Raw genomic sequence first — 17,437 nt, 5'->3', positions numbered from 1 at the left:
GCTGACCGTACGAAAGGACTGACGACCAGCAATGGCCGACGAAATCACTCCCGGCACCACCGAAGACCAGGAGCCCGTACTGCGGATCGAGCCCGTCGGGCTCGAGACCGAGATGCAGCGCTCGTACCTCGACTACGCGATGTCCGTCATCGTGTCCCGCGCGCTGCCCGACGTACGGGACGGCCTCAAGCCCGTCCACCGTCGCGTGCTGTACGCGATGTACGACGGCGGCTACCGGCCCGAGAAGGGCTTCTACAAGTGCGCCCGCGTCGTCGGTGACGTCATGGGTACGTACCACCCGCACGGCGACTCCTCGATCTACGACGCGCTCGTCCGCCTCGCCCAGCCCTGGTCGATGCGCATGCCGCTCGTCGACTCCAACGGCAACTTCGGTTCCCCGGGCAACGACCCGGCCGCCGCCATGCGGTACACCGAGTGCAAGCTCATGACGCTGTCGATGGAGATGCTCCGGGACATCGACGAGGAGACCGTCGACTTCCAGGACAACTACGACGGCCGCAACCAGGAGCCGACGGTCCTGCCGGCCCGCTTCCCGAACCTGCTGATCAACGGCAGCGCCGGCATCGCGGTGGGCATGGCGACCAACATCCCGCCGCACAACCTCCGCGAGGTCGCGGCCGGCGCCCAGTGGGCGCTCGAGCACCCCGACGCCAGCCACGAGGAGCTCCTCGACGCGCTGATCGAGCGGATCAAGGGCCCGGACTTCCCGACCGGCGCGCTCGTCGTCGGCCGCAAGGGCATCGAGGAGGCGTACCGCACCGGCCGTGGCTCGATCACGATGCGCGCGGTCGTCGAGGTCGAGGAGATCCAGAACCGCCAGTGCCTGGTGGTCACGGAGCTTCCGTACCAGACCAACCCGGACAACCTCGCGCAGAAGATCGCCGACCTCGTGAAGGACGGCAAGGTCGGCGGCATCGCCGACGTCCGCGACGAGACCTCGTCCCGTACCGGCCAGCGCCTCGTCATCGTGCTCAAGCGCGACGCCGTCGCCAAGGTCGTGCTCAACAACCTGTACAAGCACACCGACCTGCAGACGAACTTCGGCGCGAACATGCTCGCGCTCGTCGACGGCGTGCCGCGCACCCTCTCGCTCGACGCGTTCATCCGCCACTGGGTGACGCACCAGATCGAGGTCATCGTCCGCCGGACGAAGTTCCGGCTGCGGAAGGCCGAGGAGCGCGCCCACATCCTGCGCGGTCTGCTCAAGGCGCTCGACGCGATCGACGAGGTCATCGCGCTCATCCGCCGCAGCGACACGGTCGAGGTCGCCCGCGGCGGCCTGATGGACCTCCTCCAGATCGACGAGATCCAGGCCAACGCGATCCTGGAGATGCAGCTCCGCCGCCTCGCGGCCCTGGAGCGGCAGAAGATCGTCGCCGAGCACGACGAGCTCCAGGCCAAGATCAACGAGTACAACGCGATCCTGGCCTCGCCGGAGCGCCAGCGGTCGATCGTCAGCGAAGAACTCGCGGCGCTCGTCGAGCGGTTCGGCGACGACCGCCGGTCCAAGCTCGTGCCCTTCGACGGCGACATGTCCATCGAGGACCTGATCGCCGAGGAGGACATCGTCGTCACGATCTCCCGCGGCGGCTATGTGAAGCGGACGAAGACCGAGGACTACCGCTCGCAGAAGCGCGGCGGCAAGGGCGTGCGCGGGACGAAGCTGAAGCAGGACGACATCGTCGACCACTTCTTCGTCTCCACCACCCACCACTGGCTGCTCTTCTTCACGAACAAGGGCCGGGTCTACCGGGCCAAGGCGTACGAGCTGCCGGACGCCGGCCGGGACGCCCGCGGCCAGCACGTGGCCAACCTGCTGGCCTTCCAGCCGGACGAGCAGATCGCCCAGATCCTGGCGATCCGCGACTACGACGCCGCGCCGTACCTGGTGCTCGCCACCAAGGCCGGCCTGGTGAAGAAGACCGCGCTGAAGGACTACGACTCGCCGCGCTCGGGCGGTGTCATCGCGATCAACCTCCGGGAGACCGAGGGCGGTGGCGACGACGAGCTGATCGGGGCCGAACTGGTCTCGTCCGAGGACGATCTGCTCCTCGTCAGCAAGAAGGCGCAGTCGATCCGCTTCACGGCCACGGACGACGCGCTGCGCCCGATGGGACGCGCCACCTCGGGCGTCAAGGGGATGAGTTTCCGCACGGACGACGAACTGCTCTCGATGAATGTCGTCCGGCCCGGTACGTTCGTCTTCACCGCGACCGACGGCGGGTACGCGAAGCGCACCCCCGTCGACGAGTACCGCGTCCAGGGCCGTGGCGGCCTCGGTATCAAGGCCGCCAAGATCGTGGAGGACCGCGGCTCGCTCGTGGGCGCGCTGGTGGTCGAGGAGACCGACGAGATCCTCGCCATCACGCTGTCCGGCGGTGTGATTCGTACGCGAGTCAACGAAGTCAGGGAGACCGGCCGTGACACCATGGGCGTCCAGCTGATCAACCTGGGCAAGCGCGATGCCGTCGTCGGCATCGCACGGAACGCCGAGGCCGGCAGCGACGACGAAGATGTCGACGACGATGCCGAGGGCGTCGTCGAGGCGGTCGAGGCCGCGGTGGTCGAGACCGCAGGGGTCGAGGCCGAGGCAGTCGAGGGCACGGAGCTCTCGGCCGGGGAGCACGAGGAGTAAGAGCGTGAGTGGAGCCACGGGCGCCGGATCGGCGGCTGCCGGAGCTTCTGCTGGTGCTGGAGCGAACGGCGCCCGTGGCCCCGCCACGGACTCCCAGGGGGTTGCGGTGACGGACAGCCGGGGGCAGCAGCCCTCGTACGAGACCTACAGCGGGCCACTGCCCGGCGAGCGCACGGGTGCGCAGCAGCCGGGCGGCCCGTACCACCCGCCGCAGGCGTACGGCGCTCCGGCGCCGGGCGGTGCTGCGGGTGTTCAGGCAGGCGGGACGCTGGGCGGCCAGACGGGCGCCGGTGCCGTGCGCCGGCCGCGTACGGGGGCGCGCACGACGCCCCGTACGCGCAAGGCGCGGCTGCGGGTGGCGAAGGCCGATCCGTGGTCGGTGATGAAGGTGAGCTTCCTGCTCTCCATCGCGCTGGGCATCTGCACGGTCGTCGCCGCGGCGGTGCTGTGGATGGTCATGGACGCCATGGGCGTCTTCTCGACGGTCGGCGGCACGATCAGCGAGGCGACGGGCTCGAACGAGTCCAACGGCTTCGACCTGCAGTCGTTCCTGTCGCTGCCGCGGGTCCTGATGTTCACCTCGGTGATCGCGGTGATCGACGTGGTGCTGATGACCGCTCTGGCGACGCTGGGCGCGTTCATCTACAACCTGTCGGCCGGTTTCGTCGGAGGCGTGGAGCTCACGCTCGCCGAGGACGAGTGACCTTCGGGTGGCCGCCGGGTGACCTGCGAGGGGGTCGGTCAGGAACCGATTTTGGGACTGGCCCCCACGTGCGCTAATCTTCAGGAGTCAGCGCGCGGGACACACACCGCAAGCGCGGCGGGGCTATAGCTCAGTTGGTTAGAGCGCATCCCTGATAAGGATGAGGCCACAGGTTCAAATCCTGTTAGCCCCACAGTATCGATCGACCCGGACGGTTCCTCCGTCCGGGTCGATTTGTTTGTCCGGGGAAGACGGGGACGCGTCGGGGGTTTGAAACTCGTACAGGTCACCGATCGGTATCGGTCGATGTGTAGAGTGGGCGTCAGAAGTCTCCTACGTCAACGAAAGACGAGGTCGCGCGGTGAAGAAGCTTCTCCTGGTCGCACTGGCCGCCATCGGCGGGCTCCTCGTGTACCGCCAGATCCAGGCGGATCGCGCCGAGCAGGATCTGTGGACGGAGGCGACCGACTCCGTGCCCGCAGGTTCGGGTGTCTGAGCCGAGAACCGTTTGTGGGTGAAGCCCCGGCCGCGCGTGAGCGGGCCGGGGCTTTGCTTTGCCTGAGCGAACAATTTGCTTGCTTGAGTAAAGGGGAGAGGCGCGTGAAGACGCAGGCCGGCATCGGACGCAACGGACGCATCGGCCGGATCAGCCGCTTCGGCCGGATTAGACGGGGGACCGGGGCTCTGGTCGCGACGGTCGCAGCGGTCGCGGCCGTGGGCGCGGTGACGGCGCTGCCGGGCCAGGCCTGGGCGGCCGACGGGGACGCGCTCCCGCCGTACGCCTTCGACGGCGCGGCCCAGCGGGTCAAGGGGGCCGCTTCGAGCTCGGACGCGGTGCAGTTGAAGACCGGGGAGACCTACCGGGACACGCTCAAGAAGGACGGCAAGGTCTACTACCGCGTCGACCTCGACGACAAGGTCAACAGCTACGTCTCCGTGGTGGCCGTACCGAAGCCCGGCGGCAAGGTCGAGTACGGCGACGGCTTCAAGGTGAGCATGCAGGACGGCTCCGGCACCGATTGCGGCTACCAGCAGGTGTCGTTCTCCTCCGCCGAGTACGTGCGCCCGCTCGCCGGGTACGCCCGCCGCATCGTCGACCCGGACAGCTCCAGCTGCCAGAAGGCGGGCGCCTTCTACGTGCTCGTCGAGCGCACCTCGAAGCCCACCTCCGCCTCGGACGACTGGGAGCTGGAGATCCGGCACCTGTCCGAGCCGGGCCTGAAGAAGGCCGGCCCGACCGAGCTCCCCGAGGCCTGGTCCTCCGCCACGCCCCCGCCGCCGACGGGCGGCCCGCAGAAGCGGCAGGGCGGCGCCGGCTTCCACGACGCCGTCTCGCTGACGCAGGGCGAGTGGCGGTCCGACATCCGCCCCGGCCAGACGCTCTTCTTCCGGGTGCCCGTCGACTGGGGGCAGCAGCTTTTCGCCACGGCGGAGCTCGGCAGCAGCGCCGCCGCGAACGAGTACATCGGCAACGCGCTGGTGCTCTCCCTCGACAACCCCGCGCTCGGGCACGTCGACGAGAACAGCGGAAGCTACGACGGGAAGCCCGCGACGCTGGCGCTCGACGCGCAGCGGCCGGTGGCGCACGAGAACCGCAGCTCGTACAACGAGGCCACGAACGGCATGCGGTTCGCCGGCTGGTACTACCTGTCGGCCACGCTCAGCCCCAAGGTCGCCGCGGAGTACGGGGACAAGCCGGTGCCGCTGACGCTGCGCGTGAACGTCACGGGGAACGCGAAGCCCGGACCCGGGTACGACGGGGACCCGGGCCCGTTCGCGGTGACTGCCGACGACAAGGAGGCGGCGGCGAACGGCGCGAGCGGCGTGCGGGCGGCCGAGGACAGCGGCTCCATGCGGCTCGTCGCGGTGGCCGGGATCGGCACCGGGAGCGTGCTGCTGCTCGGGCTCGGCGCGTGGACGCTGGTGGCGCGGAGGCGGGCGGCGTAGGCGCTCGCAGGCCGGCGTAGAGGCCTGGGGCGGCGTGGGGGCCTGGGGCGGCGTAGGCCGATCCAGGGCCCCTTGCCGGGCGGTCAGGTCTGGGCGAGGGCCCAGAAGCCGACCGCCAGGCACACCAGGGCGAGCAGCAGGACCGGGACCGTCACCTTCGGGGGCGGTCCCGGTCGGCGTACGGGGGCCGGGGGCGTGGGCTGCGGGCCGTGCGCCGGTGCGGTGTGCTGACCGGGAACCTGAACGGGTCGAGCGGTGTACGGATGAGGAGAGGCCTGTCCGTACGGTGCCCCGGCCGTGGGGGCCTGGTCGAAGGAGGGGTTCGGGTGCGTGACCGGCGGGGGAAGGTGGAAGCTGCCCGTCTCGGAGGCGGACGGAGCGGGGGACGGAGCGGTGTTCGGCAGCGGGGCGTGGGCCGGGGCCGGCACGGGCTGCTGGTACTGCTGGTACGGGGTCTGTGCGGGGTGCTGCTGGGCCGGTACGGGGGGCATGGGTGGTACGGGCATGGCGGCGGGCGGCGTCGGAGCCGCGTCGGTGACGGTGGGGGCGCCGTGCGGGCCGGGAGGAGCAGCGGGAACAGCGGGGCCCGTGGGGCCCGTGGGGCTCGTCGGGCCCTGGGGGCCGAAGCCGGTCGGCAGCGGGCCGATCTGGTCGAAGATCTCGACCGGCGGCTCGTCGGGACGCGGCTCGGGCAGCATCTCGGCGGCGGCGTCCAGCGCCTTGCGCGCGCCCGTGGCCGTCCGGAAGCGGGCCTGCGGGTCGGGCTGGAGCAGCCCGGCGAGCACCTGCCACAGCGGCTCCGGAAGGCCCTCGGGGGCGCTCGGGGTGCCGTGCGTGAGGAAGTGCGAGACGAGGGCCTGGGAGTCCGGGCTGCGGCCCTGGAGGAGATAGAGCGCGACCAGGCCGACGGCGAACAGGTCGGCGGTGAAGTCCGGCTCGGCGCCGAGGAGTTGCTCGGGTGCGAAGTAACCGGGCGTGCCGATCACGTAGTCGGTCTCCGTGAGCCGGGGTTCGCCCTTGCGCATGGAGATGCCGAAGTCGGAGAGCCGCAGGTGCGGCCGTCCGGTTCCGGTGACGTCCAGCAGGATGTTGGCGGGCTTGATGTCCCGGTGGACGACGCCTTCGGCGTGCACCGTGGCCAGACCGGAGAGCAGCTGGTCGAGCAGGGTGCAGACGAAGCGGGGCGGCAGCGGGCCGTAGTCTCCGACGACGTGCGCCAGCGAGCCGCCGGCGACCAGGTCCATGGTGAAGAGGACCTTGTCGTCGTCGGCGGCCCAGCTGGCCGGGGCGAGGACGTGCGGATGGTCGATCCGCATCGCCTGCTCGCGGACGAAGCGGAGCAGCGTGTGGGCGTCGCTCTGCTGGAGCACCTTGGCCGCCACGTACCGCCGGCGCCGGTGGTCCCAGGCACGCCACACCGCGCCCGCCCCGCCCCGTCCGATCGGGTCGATCAGCTCGTACCGACCAGCGAAGACCTCACCCATCGCGCTGCGCCCGCTCCCCGTCGTGTCGTGGACCCCCGGTACCGGCCGAGCGCCGGTCCCGCGTCAGTTCTGGTGCGACTCGTAGTGCGCGACCGCGTCCGCAGTGCGCCCCGCGCCGTACACCCGGAGGAACTCTGCCAGTTCCGGGTGCGCCGGGGCGAGGGAGTCGGCCGCGTCGATGATGTCGCCCGCGGCCGCCACGGACCGCAGCAGGGACTGGATCTCGCGGACCACGCGGCGCACGGTCGGGGCGCCGGAGCCGGTGGCGGTCTGGGCGGTGCTGGTGAGGACGGAGCCGCCCTGCGACTTCTTGACCTCGTCCATCCGGTCGGTGGCCTCGGCGGCGCTGACGCTGCCGTCGGCGACCTGGACGGCGAGCTCCTGGAGGGCCTGGACGCGCTGGACGACGGCCGGGTTGCCGATCTTGGCCCGCTGGCCGCTCATCAGCTGGGACAGCATGGGCGCGGAGAGCCCGAGCACGGCCGCGAGCCTGGCCTGGTTGAGCCCGAGATCGTCGATCAGCCGACGGAAGAGCGCCCCCAACGGCTCCCCGTACCAACTGCGCTGAAGCTCTCTGGCTCTTGCCGTGGCTTCTTGCTGCGCTGCGTCCATTACTTCTCCCCATCCCTTAGGTTCGCCACTGCGAACCTCGATCAGCATCTTACGGAGAGTGGTCGTGGACCGGGAGTCCCTATCCTTTTGCCGGACATGGGGGGAGACCCGGTACGCTGTTCTCGTTCCGGGGCCTTAGCTCAGTTGGTAGAGCGCTGTCTTTGCATGGCAGATGTCAGGGGTTCGACTCCCCTAGGCTCCACTCTCTTGCACCCCCTTGAACTGCGGAAACGCAGTTCAAGGGGGTGTTTTTGTCCCCTTTTCCCGTGCGGGATGTCAGCGCTCTCCCGCCGACGGGAGGGGCTGGTCGCCGAGGGTGGCGATCATGTCGTGCAGCCAGGCCAGTTCGGCCTGCGACGTCGCCCGGGCGATCAGCAGGATGCCGCTGCGGAACGGGTCGGTGATCTCCTCGGCGCCCAGGGGTACGGCGCCGTCGTAGAAGAAGCTGGCGGGCTCGTCGAGGAAGGCGAGCCGGCGGCGGAGCACGGTCGCCTGCTCGGCGGGGTCGTCGAGGTGGCGGAGGAAGGCCAGCACGGTGAACCAGCGGTTCTCGTCGCTGATGTCCAACTGCTCGGGTGTGCGCAGCCGTTCGTGCAGTGCCGCCCGGCCGGCCGGGGTGAGGTGCAGGGTGTGCCGGGGGGCGGCGGTGGATCCGGGTTCGGTCTCGCGGACGAGCAGGCCGTCGGTTTCGAGGCGCTTGATCGCGGGATAGAGGGTGCCGTCGCTGATCGGGCGGATGTGGCCGGTCAGTGCGGCCAGGTGCCGGCGTAGCTCGTAGCCGTGCATCGGCCGGTCGTGGAGGAACCCGAGAATCGCGAGCTTGAGCATGCGCCCATGCTGTCAGATCCCAGAGGCGGAGGTATATCGATATCGCTATACCTCGATGACGAGGTATCGTCGGTGTCCCCTGACGATCAAGGAGTCGGCCATGCGCCATGCCCCCGTGACCCCGAACGGCGACCTCATCCGCTGGGTGGAGATCCCCGGCACCGAGCCGGCCCGGCTCTACCTGCACGGACTCGGTTCCACCTCGCCGGTGTACTGGGCCGCCGCCGCCGCGCACCCCCTGCTGACCGGCCGCCGGTCACTGCTGCTCGACCTGCTCGGCTTCGGCATCAGCGACCGTCCGACGGACTTCACGTACACGCTGGAGGCGCACGCGGACGCCGTGGCGGCGGCGCTGGAGGCCGCCGATGTGACGGGTGCCGAGGTCATCGCGCACAGCCTCGGTGGTGCGGTGGCGATCCTGCTCGCCGCCCGCCACCCGCGGCTGGTCGCGAACCTGGTGCTCGTGGACTCCGTCCTGGACCCGGCGCCGATGGTGCCCGTTCCCGGCAGCAGCGGGATCACGGCGTACACGGAGGAGGAGTTCCTCGCCGACGGGTGGGAGCGGACCGAGGAGCGGGTCGGCCCGGTCTGGTGGTCCACGATGCGCCTGGCGGGACGCGAGGCGCTGTACCGCACCACGGTCCATCGGGCTCGGGGGACCGTCCCCGCTCTCCGCGAGCATCTGGCGGGCCTGTCGGTCCCCCGTACCTGCCTTCACCCGGCGGCCGACGGGGAGCCGGCCGATGTGGAGGGTCTGGTGGCCTCGGGCGTGACCGTCCGGGCGGTCCCGGACTGCGGGCACAACATCATGTTCGACAACCCCGAGGTGTTCGCACGGGAGGTCGCCGACGCGCTGGGCGGCAGCTGACGCCGTCCGTCGGAAGCGGGGGCGGGGGCGGAGGTGGGAGCGGAGGTGGGAGCGGGTGTGTGGGCGGGGTCGGGGCCGGGGGTGACCGCGTGGGGCGGCAGTGAGCGTTCGGCGCACAGGAGGATCGCCGCGCCCGTGAGGACCATCAGCGCGAGGACGGTCCACAGCTGCCACTGCCCCGCGTCGAGGAGGAAGCCCAGGAGCATGGGGGCGACGGTGCGGCAGGCGGACCAGGACAGCTGGTAGACCGACAGGTACCGGCCTCGCAGGTGGTCGGGGGCCGCCTGGACGGAGAGGCCCTGCGAGGGTGCGGAGTGGACGAGTTCGCCGGCGGTGTAGAGCACGGCGACCGCGAGGACGGCGACGAGGGCGTTCGGGCCGCTGACGAGCCGGGGGAGCAGCGCGAAGGCGGCGAAGGAGAGCGCGAAGACGACCGCTCCGAGTGCGGCGGCCCGCGTGCGTCTGCCGCGCAGCGTCAGCCGGGCGGCGGGGACGCCGAGCCCGGCGACCAGGGCGGTGTTGACCGCGAAGACGGTGCCGGCCAGGGCGTCGGGCAGGGCGATGTCGCGGGTGAGGAAGACCGGCAGGGCCATGGCCTGGGTGGTGTAGCCGAAGGCGATCAGGAAGTTGGCCGCCGTGACGAGCAGGTAGGGCCGGTCGGCGAGCACCTGCCGGTATCCCTCGCGCGCCTGCGGCCGCTCGGCGGGGCCGCGGACGTTCGGGATCCGGGTCACGAGGACCGCGGCGCAGCAGAAGACGACGGCCAGGGTCTCCGAGGCGGCGACGAAGCCCGTGGTGCCGTTCCAGGCGAGCATGCCGGCCGCCGCGAGACTGCCGCCTCCCATACCGGCGTTGCGCAGGCTGCGGTCCCAGGCCAGGAGCCGGTCGCGTTCGGTGCCTCGGGCGATGTCGCCGATCAGTGCCTGCTGGCTGGGCGAGGAGGCCCACATCCCGACGGCGACGACCAGGGCGATCGCCAGGAAGGCGGGGTAGGAGTCGGCGAAGGGGTAGGCCGCGAAACCGGCCGCGCGCAGCGCGAGCACGCCGATGAGCACCCGCCGGCCGCCGAACCGGTCGATGAGGACCCCCGCGGCCGGCATGAACGCCAGCGCGCAGAGCCCGGCGATCGTCAGGCCGGTGCCGATCGACGTCAGGGACAGGCCGGTGAGCGAGTGGAGGAACAGCATCGTGAGCGGCACGTAGATGCCGTCGCCGATCGACCCGGCGAGGCTCGCGGCGACGAGTCGGCGGCGCGTGGATTTATCTTCCATGGAAGGTTTTTTATCATCTGTGGAAGATAGAGTGAAGGGATGCAGGGAGATGCCATCGCCGCCATCGTCGACCAGTGGCGACGCGAGCGACCCGATCTGGACCCGACGCCGATGCTCGTCATCGGCCGCCTCTTCCGGCTCACCGACGCGCTGGACCAGCGGCTGCGCCCGCCGTTCGGCGCCGCGGGGCTGGGCAGCGGCGACTTCGACGTCCTCGCCGCCCTCCGGCGGTCCGGCGAGCCCTACGCGCTGTCCGCGGGCGAGCTCAGCCGTACCGTCCTGGTCACCACCGGTGCGATCACCAAGCGGGTCGACCGGCTCGAACACCGCGGTCTGGTCGCCCGGACCGTCGCCGAGGAGGATTCACGCGGCCGCCTCATCAGCCTCACCCCGGCGGGCGTCGCGCTGACCGACGAACTCATCGCCGTCCACCTCGACAACCAGCGCCGGCTCCTCGAAGGGCTCGGCGAGGACGAACAGGCGCACCTCGCCGACCTGTTGGAGCGGCTCGCCCTCAGTCTGCCCCCGGCCGGCGGCTGAGGCCGTCGCGCACGACCGCGATCCCCCGGCCCGACTCGGTGAGCGACGAGGTCTGGGACACGGCCGCCACGTACGACGACGAGAAGCGACTCGCCGCGATCATCCTCATGGCCGGCGTCGCCAACCCGTTCAACCGGCTCGACGCCACGACCCGGCAGATCGCCGGCGCGTGGGGCTGACGGCCCTCCCGTAGCCGTACCCAGGTCCGTACTCGTACGAGAGAAGGAACTCGCCATGACGAACACGCAGAAGTCCTCCGCCGAGTCCGCAGCCAAGTCCGCAGCCGAGTCCGCAGCCGAGTCCGCCGCCGAGTCCGCCGCCGAGGCGACGTCCGAGGGATTCACCACGGAGGAGCGGAGCGCGATGAAGGAGCGCGCCAAGGAGGTGAGGGCGTCCGCGCGCCGCGGATCGCGCGCCGACAAGGCGGCGGAGGAGGAGGCGGCCGTGGTCGCGAAGATCGCCGAGATGGAGGACTCGGACCGGGTCATGGCCGAGCGCATCCACGCCGTGGTCAAGGAGACCGCTCCGGAGCTCGCGCCGAAGCTCTGGTACGGGATGCCCGCGTACGCCAAGGGCGGCAAGGTCGTCTGCTTCTTCCAGAGCGCGCAGAAGTTCAACGCGCGGTACGCGACCTTCGGCTTCAACGACGTGGCGAACCTCGACGACGGCACGATGTGGCCGTCCGCCTACGCCCTGAAGGAGCTGACCGCCGCCGACGAGGCGCGGATCGCCGAGCTGGTGAGGAAGGCAATGAGCTAGGACGCCCGGGCCGGGAGGTGGCCACTGATCCGTACGGGTGGTGTTCATCGGAAGAACTGCGCGGCGGCGGCGTCGGTCCTCGGGAATCCGGGGGCGCATCCACATCATGTGGAAAGTACGTAAAGCGCGCAACCCGAAATGAACCATCCGAGAACGTCACGAAAGTGAGGGATCATGGCCACCGCCAAGGTCAAGCAGTTCTGGACCGCCTTCATCTCCGTCCTCTTCGCCCTGCTCGCCTCCGTCGGCCTGGCGAGCACCGCCGCCGCGGCCCAGCAGCCCGCCGTGCAGCAGCCCGAGGAGCCGGCCGGCTCCGCCGTCGCCGCCGGGGTCCCCGCCGCTTCGGAGCGTGCCCTCGCCTCCGTACCGGCACAGCGGACGCACCGGTGGCCCCTCGCCGGTGACCGTTCCCTGCCGCCCACCATCAAGCAGCGCATCGGCGCCGAGGCCCACGGCTCCTCCCCCTCGGTACGCCACCGTCACGCGGGTGGCGCGGCCGAGAGCGACCCGGTCGCGCTGACGGAGCTGGCGCTCGCCGCGACGGCGCCGGCGACGGGCGCGTAGGACGTGGGGAGCAGGCGTACGCGTACAAGCACACGCACACGTACTCCCCACGCCGTGAGAACCGCGAGACCCGTGAGAACCGTGAGAACCGCGAGACCCGCGAGACCTGCGAGACCTGCGAGACCCGCGAGACCCGCGAGACCTGCGAGACCTGCGAGAACCGCGAGACTCTCCGAACAAGCCCCTCAGAGCACCACCGTCGGACCTGGCACCACCGTCAGACTTGGCACCACCCTCGGACCTGGCACCACCTTCAGACCTGGCACCACCCTCGGACCTTCTTCTCTTGGACCGGCCCTCAGCGGTCAGCGACGCTCGTCGCGCTCCGTGGCATCGGCTTCGGCGTCCGCCTCGGCCTCGGCCTCGGCATCCGCCTCGATCTGGGCCTCCGCCTCGGTCTCCTTGACCTCCACCTCCGGATCGAGGAATCCCCCATTGCCGTCGCCGGACGACAACGTGGATCCCTCGCCCACCTCGGTGGGAGCGGGCGGCTCGACCAGCCAGTCGGGATTGGCCTGCTTGTCCCACCACTTCCAGGCGACGAAAGCACCGCCGACCACCAAGCCGAGGACCACGAGTCCCTTGGCGAGGCGTCCGGCCCTGACACGCCGCTCGTGCTGCTTCATGAGCTTCTGAATTTCCTTCGGCGTCACCTGTCCGCGCAGCGCGGCCCAGGCGGCGGTGGAACGCGACCCGGCCTCCTCCAGGACGGGACCGGTCGCGGCGACCGCGTGCTCGACACGCGGAACGGTGTAGTCGGCCGCCTGACGGGCGGCTGAGCGGGTCATGACCGCCGCGCGCTGCGCGGCCGCGTCGACCCGCGGCGGTACGTGCGGTGCGACATGCGCGGCATACTGCGCACGCGCCTGTACTCGGGCCTGCCGTGTGGCCTTCGAGACCTTCGGCGCGATCCGCACCCGCGCCTCGTGCGCGTAGTACGTGGCCTGGTCCTTGGCCGTTTCGGCGTACGGCGCCACCACTTCCGCGGCGTGCAGGACGCTCTCCTTCGCCGAATCTGATGCGGCGCGCACGCTGTCCATGCGGGTCACGGGATTCCTCCTCCTCGGTGGCGACGATGTCGGTTTTTCACCTTTCCATCCTTTTCGGAATCATGCCCGTCGGATCGAGGTCCGGCATGCGGGGCGGGCATCCGGGGCATGCCGGACGGTGATCCGGGGCGATGCCGGGCGGTGATCCGCGGCATGCCGGGCGGTGATCCAGGGCATGCGAGGATCGGTCACGCCAGAGAACAGACGTGGCATCAGGCGTGACATGACGCGACAAGACGTGGACGGAAGGCGACCGTGGCCGAGCAGCTGTACGCGATCCTCAAGACGAGCCTGGGCGACATCGAGGTCCGGCTGATGCCGTTCCACGCCCCGAAGACGGTGCGCAACTTCGTCGAGCTCGCCGGTGGCGAGCGCGAGTGGACGCACCCCGCCACCGGCAAGGTCTCCTCGGACCCGCTCTACGACGGCACGGTCTTCCACCGGGTCATCAAGGGCTTCATGATCCAGGGCGGCGACCCGCTGGGGAACGGCACGGGCGGACCCGGTTACGAGTTCGCCGACGAGTTCCACCCGGAGCTCTTCTTCGACCGTCCGTACCTGCTGGCCATGGCCAACGCCGGCCCGGGCACCAACGGCTCGCAGTTCTTCGTCACGGTCGGTGCCGCGACCTGGCTGAACCGCAAGCACACCATCTTCGGCGAGGTCGCGGGCCAGGAGAGCCGGAAGGTCGTGGACGCGATCGCGGCGGTCGCGACCGATCCGCACACCGAGCGCCCGCTCCAGGACGTGGTGATCGACTCCGTGGTGATCGAGAAGCGCTGAGGCGGCGCGAACAAGCGAGCAGGCGCCCGAGCGCCGAAGCGAGCAAGCGCCGAAGCGCCGAAGCGCCCAAGCGAGCAAGCGCCCAAGCGAGGAGCCGAGGAATGGGGACGTGAGGAATGGGGACGTGAGGAAGTGAGGGAAGGGATGGAAGGCATGGACGGGGCGAAGCCCCCCAAGGGCCCGCAGTCCGGTCTGCCCCGCTGTTATCGCCATCCGGAGGCCGAGACCGGCATCCGCTGTGCCCGCTGCGACAAGCCCATCTGCCCGCAGTGCATGATCTCCGCCTCCGTCGGTTTCCAGTGCCCGGACTGTGTGCGCAACGGTTCGGGGACCGGCCACGCCGCCGATGCCAATCAGCCCCGGACGCTCGCGGGCGGCAGGGTGACGGCCGACGACCGCCTCGTCACCAAGATCCTCATCGGGATCAACCTCGTGGTCTTCCTCCTGGTGCTGGTGCTCGGGGACCGGTTCGTCGACGAGCTCGTGCTCATCGGCTACGCCTACATGCCGGCGCTGGGCGAGGTCGTCGGGGTCGCGGACGGCGAGTGGTACCGGCTGTTGACGTCGACCGTCCTCCACCAGGAGGTCTGGCACATCCTCTTCAACGTGCTGGGCCTGTGGGTGATCGGCGGGATCGTCGAGCCCGAGCTCGGCCGGATCCGGTACGCGATCCTGTGCCTGCTCTCCGGGCTCTCCGGCTCCGTGCTGGCCTATCTCGTCGCCGCGCAGAACCAGCCCTCGCTGGGCGCCTCCGGCATCGTCTACGGCCTGATCGGCGCCTGGGTCGTGCTGGCCCGCCGCAAGCGCCACGACATGCGCCCGGTGGTCCTCTTCGTGGCGCTGTCGCTGCTCATGACCTTCACCCGTCCGGGGATCTCCTGGGAGGCCCATGTCGGCGGACTCGTCGCCGGCGTCGTGGTGACGTACGTGCTCGTGCACGCCCCGAGGGCGCGCAGGGACCTCGTGCAGTACGGGGCCTGTGGACTGGTGCTGCTGATCGACCTGGGGCTCGTGCTCGCCCGATCCGCAGCGCTCACCTGAGCGCAGAGGGCTGTGGACGAGCTCTTTCGCGAGCTTTCCCCAGAGTTATCCACAGTGTGTGGCGGATCGTTCCCTCAGCTGGGGGAAACACGGCACCCCTCGCCTCTGACCTGGTGTTTCTCCAGGGAGGCGAGGGGTGTTTCCCGTCCTGCCGTACGTGATTACGGTCACGGAGCGGTCATACCGGCGTCAATCTCGTGCAAGTTATCCACAGATCTTCGTAAGTTATCCAGTGCTGTGTACAACGCTGTGGATAAGTTCAGGGGAGAGCTTGACGAGCCGCCGGTCCAGCCGATAAACCGCCGGCTACTTCCACTGCGTGGAGACGCCGAAACCCGCCGCGATGAAGCCGAAGCCCACCACGATGTTCCAGTTGCGGAGCGCCTCGATCGGCATCGAACCGTCGGTGACGTAGAAGACCACGATCCACACCAGCCCGATGGCGAACAACGCCAGCATCACGGGCGCCACCCAGCTGCGGTTCGTCAGCTTGATGTTGGTGGCCTGCTTGGTGGGCGTAGGCGTGAAGTCGGCCTTCTTGCGGATACGTGACTTCGGCACGAGGGACTCTCCTGTCGATGCGCTGCGTGACCGCGCAGGGAACTGTGGCTGGCGCCGGGATGTGACGTAGGAGGAAGACTGCGTCCCCCGGGCGTCCGTTAGCGTAGTGGTTCCGCGGCACCGAAGGGGATCAGGGTACGTTGAGCAATTCCGCCGACACTCCCACAGGGCCGGGCCGCACCACGAGGTGGCGCCCCGTCCGGGTGCTCACCCTTGCCGTCTTCGCCCTCGCCGGACTGATCTTCGTCACGAGTTTCAACACCGCCAAGGGCACGAACATCCGCACGGACGCCTCGCTCCTCAGGCTCTCCGACCTCATCGAGGAACGCAGCCACAAGAACGCCGGGCTCGACGAGTCCACCGCCGCCCTCCGCTCCCAGGTCGACGGCCTCGCCGCCCGCGACGACGGTTCCACCCGTGCGGAGGATGCGAAGCTCGACGCCCTCGCGGCGAGCGCGGGCACCACGGAGGTCTCCGGCTCCGGCCTCACCGTCACCCTCGACGACGCCCCGCCGAACGCCCAGGCCGCCCCGGGCTACCCCGAGCCGCAGGCCAACGACCTCGTCATCCACCAGCAGGACCTCCAGGCGGTCGTCAACGCCCTGTGGCAGGGCGGCGCCGAGGGCATCCGCGTCATGGACCAGCGGCTCATCTCGACCAGCGCCGTGCGCTGCGTCGGCAACACCCTGATCCTCCAGGGCCGCGTCTACTCGCCCCCGTACAAGATCACGGCCGTCGGCGACCGCGGGAAGCTGAGCAAGGCGCTCGCCGACTCCCCGGCCCTCCAGAACTACCAGCTGTACGTCAAGGCGTACGGGCTCGGCTGGAAAGTCGACGACCACAAGGCGGTGACTCTGCCGGGCTACTCGGGCACAGTGGACCTCCACTACGCGAAGCCGGTCGGCTGACCCGTCAGCGGAGCGGTGAGCCGAGCGGTGAGCTGAATGGTCAGCTGATTGGTGAGCTGACCGGAGGGACTGCGGGGAGGGGCGCGTGGGCGGCTTGCGGCTCGTCGTGCGGACCTTCAGCGAGCTGTGCCTGACGGTCGGCACCCTGATCGTCCTCTTCGTCGTGTACGTCCTGTACTGGACCGGTGTCCAGGCCGAGAGCGCGAGCGCCGGCCAGATCGAGACCCTCCAGCGGGAGTGGGCGGACACCCCGATCGCACCGTCACCGTCGCCGCCGCCCCTGTCGGGGTCGTCGCCGAGGCCGTCGTCGGGGCCCTCGGCCCCGCCCGCCCCCAAGCCGCCGGCCTACGCCCCCGGCAAGGGGATCGCCGTCATGTACGTCCCCCGGCTCGGCAAGGACTGGAAGTGGCCCGTCCTCGAAGGCACCGGTCCCGGCATCCTGAAGAAGGGCCTCGGGCACTACGCGGCCACCGCCCGCCTCGGCGCGACCGGCAACTTCTCCGTCGCGGGCCACCGCCGCACGTACGGCGACCCGTTCAAGGACTTCCCGCGGCTGCGCCCCGGCGACGCGGTGGTCCTCACCGACGGGACGACCTGGTTCACGTACCGGATCGACCGCGGTCCCTACCGGACCGTGCCCACCGACGTCGGGGTCGTCGCCCCCGTACCGAGGAAGTCGGGCTTCGACGGGCCCGGCCGCTACCTCACCCTCACCACCTGCGAACCCGAGTGGGGCAGCAGCCACCGGCTGATCGTCTGGGCGCACCTCGACGGCACACAGCCGGTGACCGACGGTCGTCCACAGGCTTTGGACAGCTGACCCCTCACGGCCCCCTCGCCCCGTACTCTGGTCCCCGTAACGA

Annotated in this window: 18 protein-coding genes, 2 tRNA genes and 1 pseudogene; 15 read left to right on the top strand and 6 right to left on the bottom strand. The window is 70.3% G+C overall.

What is annotated here, in order from left to right; translation table 11 throughout:
• Window positions 1-31 precede the first annotated feature (31 nt).
• From gyrA to ACFC0G_RS05860, 5 genes are all read left to right on the top strand, one after another.
• Window positions 32-2,656, top strand: coding sequence for a DNA gyrase subunit A (gene gyrA, locus ACFC0G_RS05880; protein WP_376397815.1), 2,625 nt, complete (start codon window positions 32-34; stop codon window positions 2,654-2,656).
• A 106-nt stretch (window positions 2,657-2,762) separates the two neighbouring features.
• Window positions 2,763-3,359 carry a DUF3566 domain-containing protein gene (locus ACFC0G_RS05875; protein WP_376397812.1) on the top strand — a complete coding sequence of 199 codons (597 nt, stop codon included), beginning with the start codon at window positions 2,763-2,765 and terminating at the stop codon, window positions 3,357-3,359.
• A 119-nt stretch (window positions 3,360-3,478) separates the two neighbouring features.
• Window positions 3,479-3,552: transfer RNA gene (locus ACFC0G_RS05870), tRNA-Ile, on the top strand.
• 168 nt (window positions 3,553-3,720) lie between these two features.
• Window positions 3,721-3,855 (top strand): DLW-39 family protein, encoded by a 135-nt coding sequence (locus tag ACFC0G_RS05865; protein ID WP_003958712.1) that lies wholly within the window; start codon window positions 3,721-3,723, stop codon window positions 3,853-3,855.
• Between the two features lie 104 nt (window positions 3,856-3,959).
• A complete protein-coding gene (locus ACFC0G_RS05860) occupies window positions 3,960-5,306 on the top strand; it encodes a hypothetical protein (protein WP_376397809.1) in 1,347 nt (448 codons plus the stop codon).
• An 83-nt stretch (window positions 5,307-5,389) separates the two neighbouring features.
• On the opposite strand, the gene ACFC0G_RS05855 is transcribed toward ACFC0G_RS05860, so the two are convergent.
• Window positions 5,390-6,790 (bottom strand): protein kinase, encoded by a 1,401-nt coding sequence (locus ACFC0G_RS05855; RefSeq protein WP_376397806.1) that lies wholly within the window; start codon window positions 6,788-6,790, stop codon window positions 5,390-5,392.
• Between the two features lie 63 nt (window positions 6,791-6,853).
• Window positions 6,854-7,402 (bottom strand): DNA-binding protein, encoded by a 549-nt coding sequence (locus ACFC0G_RS05850; RefSeq protein WP_150268275.1) that lies wholly within the window; start codon window positions 7,400-7,402, stop codon window positions 6,854-6,856.
• A 129-nt stretch (window positions 7,403-7,531) separates the two neighbouring features.
• On the opposite strand from ACFC0G_RS05850, the gene ACFC0G_RS05845 reads away from it, so the two are divergent.
• Window positions 7,532-7,604: transfer RNA gene (locus ACFC0G_RS05845), tRNA-Ala, on the top strand.
• Window positions 7,605-7,678: 74 nt separating this feature from the next.
• Here the strand turns inward: ACFC0G_RS05845 and ACFC0G_RS05840 are convergent.
• Complete coding sequence (locus ACFC0G_RS05840; RefSeq protein WP_376397802.1) at window positions 7,679-8,230, bottom strand: PadR family transcriptional regulator; 552 nt, start codon at window positions 8,228-8,230, stop codon at window positions 7,679-7,681.
• A 100-nt stretch (window positions 8,231-8,330) separates the two neighbouring features.
• Here ACFC0G_RS05840 and ACFC0G_RS05835 point away from each other — a divergent pair, with 100 nt between their 5' ends.
• A complete protein-coding gene (locus ACFC0G_RS05835; protein WP_376397799.1) occupies window positions 8,331-9,098 on the top strand; it encodes an alpha/beta fold hydrolase in 768 nt (255 codons plus the stop codon).
• Between the two features lie 83 nt (window positions 9,099-9,181).
• Here ACFC0G_RS05835 and ACFC0G_RS05830 read toward each other — a convergent pair.
• Window positions 9,182-10,369: pseudogene (locus ACFC0G_RS05830) on the bottom strand (MFS transporter); the annotation flags it as partial.
• 39 nt (window positions 10,370-10,408) lie between these two features.
• Here ACFC0G_RS05830 and ACFC0G_RS05825 point away from each other — a divergent pair.
• The 4 genes from ACFC0G_RS05825 (at window position 10,409) to ACFC0G_RS05810 (ending at window position 12,232) form a co-directional block, all read left to right on the top strand.
• On the top strand, window positions 10,409-10,909 hold the full coding sequence (locus ACFC0G_RS05825; RefSeq protein ID WP_376397796.1) for a MarR family winged helix-turn-helix transcriptional regulator: 501 nt from the start codon (window positions 10,409-10,411) through the stop codon (window positions 10,907-10,909).
• Between the two features lie 38 nt (window positions 10,910-10,947).
• Entirely contained in the window at window positions 10,948-11,088 is a 141-nt protein-coding gene (locus ACFC0G_RS05820) for a hypothetical protein (RefSeq protein WP_376397793.1), read from the top strand.
• Between the two features lie 184 nt (window positions 11,089-11,272).
• A complete protein-coding gene (locus ACFC0G_RS05815; RefSeq protein WP_376398450.1) occupies window positions 11,273-11,668 on the top strand; it encodes an iron chaperone in 396 nt (131 codons plus the stop codon).
• A 174-nt stretch (window positions 11,669-11,842) separates the two neighbouring features.
• Entirely contained in the window at window positions 11,843-12,232 is a 390-nt protein-coding gene (locus tag ACFC0G_RS05810) for a DUF6344 domain-containing protein (RefSeq protein ID WP_376397789.1), read from the top strand.
• 305 nt (window positions 12,233-12,537) lie between these two features.
• Here ACFC0G_RS05810 and ACFC0G_RS05805 read toward each other — a convergent pair whose 3' ends face one another.
• Window positions 12,538-13,281 carry a DUF5324 family protein gene (locus tag ACFC0G_RS05805; RefSeq protein WP_376397786.1) on the bottom strand — a complete coding sequence of 248 codons (744 nt, stop codon included), beginning with the start codon at window positions 13,279-13,281 and terminating at the stop codon, window positions 12,538-12,540.
• Between the two features lie 255 nt (window positions 13,282-13,536).
• Between ACFC0G_RS05805 and ACFC0G_RS05800 the strand changes: the two genes are divergently transcribed.
• The gene (locus ACFC0G_RS05800; protein ID WP_376397783.1) at window positions 13,537-14,064 is read left to right on the top strand and encodes a peptidylprolyl isomerase; all 528 of its coding nucleotides are present in this window, start codon (window positions 13,537-13,539) and stop codon (window positions 14,062-14,064) included.
• Between the two features lie 153 nt (window positions 14,065-14,217).
• Window positions 14,218-15,105, top strand: a complete 888-nt coding sequence (locus tag ACFC0G_RS05795; protein ID WP_376397780.1) for a rhomboid family intramembrane serine protease — start codon at window positions 14,218-14,220, stop codon at window positions 15,103-15,105.
• 306 nt (window positions 15,106-15,411) lie between these two features.
• Here the strand turns inward: ACFC0G_RS05795 and crgA are convergent, their stop codons facing one another.
• Complete coding sequence (gene crgA, locus ACFC0G_RS05790) at window positions 15,412-15,666, bottom strand: cell division protein CrgA (RefSeq protein ID WP_376397778.1); 255 nt, start codon at window positions 15,664-15,666, stop codon at window positions 15,412-15,414.
• 140 nt (window positions 15,667-15,806) lie between these two features.
• On the opposite strand from crgA, the gene ACFC0G_RS05785 reads away from it, so the two are divergent.
• Both ACFC0G_RS05785 and ACFC0G_RS05780 read left to right on the top strand, forming a co-directional pair.
• Complete coding sequence (locus ACFC0G_RS05785; RefSeq protein ID WP_376397775.1) at window positions 15,807-16,574, top strand: DUF881 domain-containing protein; 768 nt, start codon at window positions 15,807-15,809, stop codon at window positions 16,572-16,574.
• A 94-nt stretch (window positions 16,575-16,668) separates the two neighbouring features.
• Entirely contained in the window at window positions 16,669-17,394 is a 726-nt protein-coding gene (locus ACFC0G_RS05780; RefSeq protein WP_376398447.1) for a class E sortase, read from the top strand.
• The last annotated feature ends 43 nt before the right edge of the window (window positions 17,395-17,437 follow it).

The sequence above is a fragment of the Streptomyces sp. NPDC056169 genome (assembly GCF_042268445.1).
Classification (GTDB): domain Bacteria; phylum Actinomycetota; class Actinomycetes; order Streptomycetales; family Streptomycetaceae; genus Streptomyces.
This window is presented reverse-complemented; position numbering and strand designations above follow the sequence as displayed.